At 57.4% G+C, this 6,105-nt stretch carries 5 protein-coding genes; all 5 read left to right on the top strand.

Features of this window, described 5'->3' with window-relative positions; all coding sequences use genetic code 11:
- Positions 1–129 precede the first annotated feature (129 nt).
- Complete coding sequence (locus AC6CHQ_RS15295) at positions 130–789, top strand: 50S ribosomal protein L25/general stress protein Ctc (protein ID WP_092056008.1); 660 nt, start codon at positions 130–132, stop codon at positions 787–789.
- 102 nt (positions 790–891) lie between these two features.
- Positions 892–1,455 (top strand): aminoacyl-tRNA hydrolase, encoded by a 564-nt coding sequence (gene pth / locus AC6CHQ_RS15290; RefSeq protein ID WP_251240360.1) that lies wholly within the window; start codon positions 892–894, stop codon positions 1,453–1,455.
- A gap of 55 nt (positions 1,456–1,510) precedes the next feature.
- On the top strand, positions 1,511–1,738 hold the full coding sequence (locus AC6CHQ_RS15285) for an anti-sigma-F factor Fin (protein ID WP_092056006.1): 228 nt from the start codon (positions 1,511–1,513) through the stop codon (positions 1,736–1,738).
- A 146-nt stretch (positions 1,739–1,884) separates the two neighbouring features.
- Entirely contained in the window at positions 1,885–5,403 is a 3,519-nt protein-coding gene (gene mfd, locus AC6CHQ_RS15280) for a transcription-repair coupling factor (protein WP_251240361.1), read from the top strand.
- Positions 5,404–5,495: 92 nt separating this feature from the next.
- Positions 5,496–6,032, top strand: coding sequence for a stage V sporulation protein T (gene spoVT / locus AC6CHQ_RS15275; protein ID WP_251240362.1), 537 nt, complete (start codon positions 5,496–5,498; stop codon positions 6,030–6,032).
- Positions 6,033–6,105 lie beyond the last annotated feature (73 nt).

Raw genomic sequence — 6,105 nt, 5'->3', positions numbered from 1 at the left:
TGTTTTCGGAAAATCTGTGCCGCTCTAATTCTTTCTCCGGCTTTTGTATAGAAAATTTAATTATGTTTAACTCTCTGAATAATGGGTAAACACTATCTATGTAACTAAAGAAACGGATGGTGACTGCAGATGGCTATGACAATCAAAGCAGAAAAACGGGAAAAATCAGGACGTTCCGGTCTGACCGGACTCCGCACTGAAGGATATGTACCGGCAGTGGTGTACGGATATAAACTGGAAAGTGTGCCGGTCGCAATCCGCGAGAAAGATCTGATGATGACCCTGCGCGATGAAGGCCGAAATGCGGTATTCCAGCTTGAGGTCGACGGCAAGAAAGTCAATGCGGTACTGCATGACTATCAGACAGATGTGATGAAGGGCGAGTTCAAGCACGCCGACTTCCTCGCCATCGACATGAACACCGAAATGGAAGCTGAAGTGAATGTCTCGCTTATCGGCGATGATGTGGCACCGGGCATCAAAGAAGGCGGCGTCCTCAGCCAGCCGTTCTGGACGGTCAACATTTCGGCCAAGCCTTCAGACATGCCGGAATCGCTTGAAGTCGACGTCTCGGAAATGGCTGTCGGTGACACCCTCACGGTCGGTGATATCAAGTCCAAGTGGGGTGTGGATGTAACCGATGAAGATGATAAGGTACTAGCTACAATCACCGCACCGCGTGTTGAACAGGCGGAAGACGACGCGGAAGAAGGAGCGGCCGATCCGGAAGCCGGAGCGGATGCAGAAGCAGGCGGCGGAGCGGACGAAGCTCCAAAGGAAACGGAATAAGAACTGTAGAAGGATTGTCCGATTGCGGGCAATCCTTTTTGCCTGCCCGCCTGCCGGAATCATGGTAAAATGGAAAGCATCATTGCCAAGAGGAAGATGTCCATGAAACTAATCGTCGGGCTCGGCAACCCGGGCAAGCAGTATGAACAGACCCGCCACAATATCGGCTTCCACGCCATCGACCGGCTTGCGGACCGATGGAATGTCCCGCTCAACCAAACCAAATTCAACGGCATGTATGCGACAGCGCATCGGCCGGAAGGAAAGGCGCTGCTCGTCAAGCCGCTTACGTACATGAACCTCTCGGGAGAATGTATCCGCCCGATGATGGATTATTTCGGCGTCGCAGAAGAAGACCTGATTGTCATCTACGACGACCTGGACCTCCCTCCGGGCAAGCTCAGGCTCCGGCAAAAGGGCAGCCCCGGCGGCCATAACGGAATGAAGTCGATCATTCAGCATATCGGCACGCGCGAATTTGACCGGGTGAGGATCGGCATCGGCCGGCCCGACGTTCCGATGGCTGTGACCGATTGGGTGCTCGGCCGCTTCAGTGATGAAGAGGTTCCGGTCATGAGAGAAGCCGCGGATCGTGCGGCAGACGTCTGCGAGGCGGCCCTCGCACGCCCATTTCTCGATGTCATGAATGAATTCAACGCCAAGTGAGGCATAGCGCCCGCCGCTCCTGTCTATACTGATGGGAAAGGAAGGGGGCGCATGCATGGCGATCCGGTACCGCTGCCGCCATTGTGAGACGGAGATTGGCAAGCTTCCGTTCGGCTCCGCCGACGAAGCGAGAACCCTTCTCCGGCTTGGTGAAGAGGAAGCGGAGGAATTTATCCTGGAAGGGGACGATGGGGACGCGACGGTCCAGTGCATCTGCAATGACTGCGAGCAGTCACTGGACCGCTTTCCCGACTACTACTCCCTGCAGAAATGGCTGCAATGATGCCGTTGCTTTGGCACCCGCCGGTGTCCAAGGCTTTTTCTGCGTTTGGGAGACACCGGCCATGACGCACCGGAATCCGACTATTTTCCCGCAGAACGGGAATCTGATAAATCAAGAATGCTTGTTTTTCTGAAAGGATGGAACCTATGGAAGAGTTACTCGATGTACTGGCCGGAGGAGGGGAGATTGCGGACCTCCTGGGCGATCTGAAGGGTGGCCGTGACCGGCAGCTGGTTACAGGCCTTGCGGGCGGCGCGCGTGCCGCCCTGTTTGCGTTGGCGGCGAAGGAGACGGGCCGGCCCGTTCTCGTCATCGAGCCGAATATGCTCCAGGCGCAGCGCACGTATGAGGATCTTGTGCGGCTGTCGGGGGAAGATGCGGTCCGCCTTTATCCCGCTGATGAGCTGACGGCGGCGGAGCTGTCCGTGGCAAGCCCGGAACTCCGGGCGCAGCGCATCGAGGCGCTGGACCGCCTTATGCGGGACGGCTCCGGTATTTTCGTCACGCCGATTGCAGGACTCCGCAAATTGCTCCCCGCACAGGCGGATTGGGAACATGCCGCACTTACAGCGGAGACCGGCGATGAGATTGATCCTGCCGGATGGGCGGCAAACCTTGTCGCAATGGGCTTTTCGCGCCAGCCGATGGTGACATCCCCGGGCGAGTTCGCTCTCCGGGGCGGCATCCTGGATATTTACCCGCTCGACCGGGAAGAGCCTGTCCGGATCGAGCTGTTTGATACGGAGATCGACTCGATCCGCACCTTCTCAGCGGACGACCAGCGCTCCACGGGACGGCTGGATAAGGTCAGGATCCTTCCGGCCCATGAATTCACCTGGCCGGCGGAGAAGCTTGCCGTCACGGCGAACCGCCTGGAACAGGCGCTTGCAGCGAGCCTGAAGAAAGTGAGCGATGAGGCTGCAAGGGAAGCGCTCCTCGAAAACATATCTTCGGATATCGAGCTCATGAAGGGTGGAGACATCCCGGAAGGTGTGATGAAGTATGCATCTCTCGCAGGTGAGACGGCATTTCTGGGCGATTATTTCCCTCAAGAAGGCATCCTGTTCTATAACGAGGCAGGAAGGATCATCGAGGTCGCCGAGTCGCTGGAGCGCCAGGAAAGCGAGTGGCACACCGAGATGATCGCCCAGGGAAAGCTGGTCCATGAGGCGCGTCTCAGCCATACATTCAAAGAGATCGACGCGATGGCCGGACAGAAAAAAGTGTATCTGTCCCTGTTCTCGAGATCACTCCCGGGCCTGGTCCTGAAAGATACGGTGCAGATTTCCTGCAAGCCGATGCAGCAGTTCCACGGCCAGATGAACCTTCTGAAGTCGGAAGCCGAGCGCTGGCAGGCCGGCGGCTTCACTGTGCTCCTGCTTGCTGACGGAAGGGAGCGGCTTGAGAAGATCCGCTCCATCCTTGGAGACTATGGCATGGAAGCGGATATTCCCAAAGAAGGAACAGTACCGGGGCCCGGTATCCACCTGATCGAAGGTGACCTGTCCGACGGCTTTGAGCTGCCGCTCCGGCAGATCGCCGTCGTGACGGACAGCGAACTCTTCAAGCAGCGCTCCCGCAGAAAGGCGCGGCCGCAGAAGCTGTCGAACGCCGAGCGGATCAAGAGCTATTCGGAGATCAAACCGGGCGACTACGTCGTCCATATCCAGCATGGTATCGGAAAATACATCGGCATCGAAACACTTGATGTCGGCGGTACGCACAAGGACTATCTGAACATCAGTTACCGTGGGGACGACAAGCTGTACGTGCCGGTCGACCAGATCGACCAGATCCAGAAGTATGTCGCCTCGGAGGACAGGGAACCGAAAATCCACAAGCTCGGCGGCACCGAGTGGAAAAAGACGAAAAGCAAGGTATCGAAGGCGGTCAAGGATATCGCCGACGACCTCATCAAGCTGTATGCCAAGCGCGAGGCCGAAAAAGGCTTTGCCTTCTCGCCGGACGACGATCTCATGCATTCGTTCGAGGCGACATTCCCGTATGAGGAGACAGACGACCAGCTGAGATCGATCGAAGAGATCAAGCGGGACATGGAGCGCGAGCGCCCGATGGACCGGCTGCTCTGCGGCGATGTGGGATACGGCAAGACGGAAGTCGCGATCCGTGCCGCCTTCAAGGCGGTCGGCGACGGCAAGCAGGTGGCTTTCCTCGTTCCGACGACGATCCTCGCCCAGCAGCATTTCGAGACGATGAAGGAGCGCTTTGCCGGCTTCCCGGTCGAAGTCCGAATGCTGAGCCGGTTCGGCACGAGAAAAGAGCATCAGGAAACCGTCAAAGGCCTGAAAGACGGTACAGTCGACATCGTGGTCGGCACGCACCGCCTCCTTTCAAAGGATGTGGAATATCGCGATCTCGGCCTGCTCATCGTTGATGAGGAGCAGCGCTTCGGTGTCACGCATAAAGAGCGCATCAAGCAGATGAAGGCGAATGTCGATGTCCTGACGCTGACGGCGACCCCGATCCCGCGTACGCTCCATATGTCGATGATCGGTGTCCGGGACCTGTCCGTCCTGGAGACGCCGCCGGCAAACCGTTTCCCGGTCCAGACCTATGTCATGGAATACAGCGGCCCGCTGATCAGGGAAGCGATCGAACGCGAGATGGCGCGAGGCGGTCAGGTATTCTATCTGTACAACCGCGTCGAGGACATGGCGAGGAAGGCCGAGGAGATCCAGATGCTCGTGCCGGAAGCCCGCATCGCGACCGCACACGGCCGCATGTCCGAAACGGAACTTGAAGCGGTGATCCTCGCTTTCCTGGAAGGGGAGTACGATGTCCTGGTGACGACGACGATCATCGAGACCGGCGTAGACATCCCGAACGTCAATACGCTCATCGTCCATGATGCAGACAGGATGGGCCTCGCCCAGCTGTATCAGCTGAGGGGGCGTGTCGGCCGGTCGAACCGCGTCGCCTATTCATACTTCCTCTATCAGCGCAATAAAGTTCTGTCCGATGTGGCGGAAAACCGCCTGCAGGCGATCAAGGAATTCACCGAGCTCGGCTCCGGCTTCAAGATCGCGATGCGCGACCTGTCGATCCGGGGGGCAGGGAACCTGCTCGGCGCCCAGCAGCATGGCTTTATCGATTCAGTCGGATTTGATATGTATTCGAAGATGCTCGAAGAGGCGATCGAGGAAAAACGCGGAAACGGCAAGGAAGAGGACGTCCCGGATGTCGAAGTGACGCTGCACATCGACGCGTACTTCCCGGACAGCTTCATTCCCGACGGCTTCCAGAAGATCCAGATGTACAAGCGGGTCAAGGCGGTCGCAAGCGAAGAGGATTATTCGGAGCTCGTCGATGAGATGGCAGACCGATTCGGTGACCTGCCGCTCGAGGCGGAGCAGCTCCTGAAAGTCGCACTGATGAAAGTGTGGGCACGCGATGCCGGCGTGGAATCGATCAAGCAGCAGGGTGACCGGGTGATCATCTCTTTCACAAATGCGGGAACGCAGCAGGCGGACGGGGCGAAGATCATGGAAGACACGCTCCAGTACGGCCGCGCTGTCGGTTTTCATGTGGAGGATGGTCGGCTGCTCCTCACCGTCGACGGGTCGAAAACCCGAAAAAAGACGCTGTTTGATGTGCTGGAAGGCGTCATGAAAATTTTGCCGGAAGCGAAAAAACAGGAAGCGTGACCTATACACAGGGTGGGATTGCATAAATTGGCTAAACGTGATGCATAATAAGCGCGAAGACCTATCCGAACTTCGAAAGCGAGGCATCACGAATGAGAGCAACTGGTATCGTCAGGAGGATCGACGACCTCGGCCGCATAGTTATCCCAAAGGAAATCCGGCGCACGATGCGCATCAGGGAAGGCGACCCGCTTGAGATCTTCACCGACCGGGACGGGGAGGTCATCCTGAAAAAGTATTCCCCGATTAGCGAGTTGGGCAGCTTTGCACAGGAATATGCTGAGACGCTGTACGAAACATTGGGAACGCCGGCACTCATCAGTGACCGCGATGAAATGATCGCCGTCGCCGGCCTCCCGAAAAAGGATTATCTGGGCAAGAGGATCTCCGGTGAACTGGAGGAAGTCATGCTCGGCCGCTCGATTGTCACGGAGAAAAATGAAAAATCCCTGGAGTGGGTTCCGGGTGTCAACGAGCAGATCAAGTCATCATGCATTTGCCCGATCGTTTCGGGCGGCGACTCGATCGGCGCCGTCTACCTGCTGTCGAAAGTCCACTTTATCGGCGACCCCGAAGTGAAGGCCGCGGAAACCGCCGCCCACTTCCTCGCCAAGCAGATGGAGCCGTAATCGCCAACAAATGCAAAGAACGGGGAATGCCCCGAATAGAATGGCCAAAGGGCCGTCGCATTTGCCGGATATC

This window comes from Bhargavaea sp. GQ12, from assembly GCF_059758705.1.
This window is presented reverse-complemented; position numbering and strand designations above follow the sequence as displayed.

Excerpts from the sequence above, each read along its gene's own strand:
- AC6CHQ_RS15295 (WP_092056008.1), top strand. The coding sequence starts at position 130 with ATGGCTATGACAATCAAAGCAGAAAAACGGGAAAAATCAGGACGTTCC.
- pth (WP_251240360.1), top strand. The coding sequence starts at position 892 with ATGAAACTAATCGTCGGGCTCGGCAACCCGGGCAAGCAGTATGAACAG.
- AC6CHQ_RS15285 (WP_092056006.1), top strand. The coding sequence starts at position 1,511 with ATGGCGATCCGGTACCGCTGCCGCCATTGTGAGACGGAGATTGGCAAG.
- mfd (WP_251240361.1), top strand. The coding sequence starts at position 1,885 with ATGGAAGAGTTACTCGATGTACTGGCCGGAGGAGGGGAGATTGCGGAC.
- spoVT (WP_251240362.1), top strand. The coding sequence starts at position 5,496 with ATGAGAGCAACTGGTATCGTCAGGAGGATCGACGACCTCGGCCGCATA.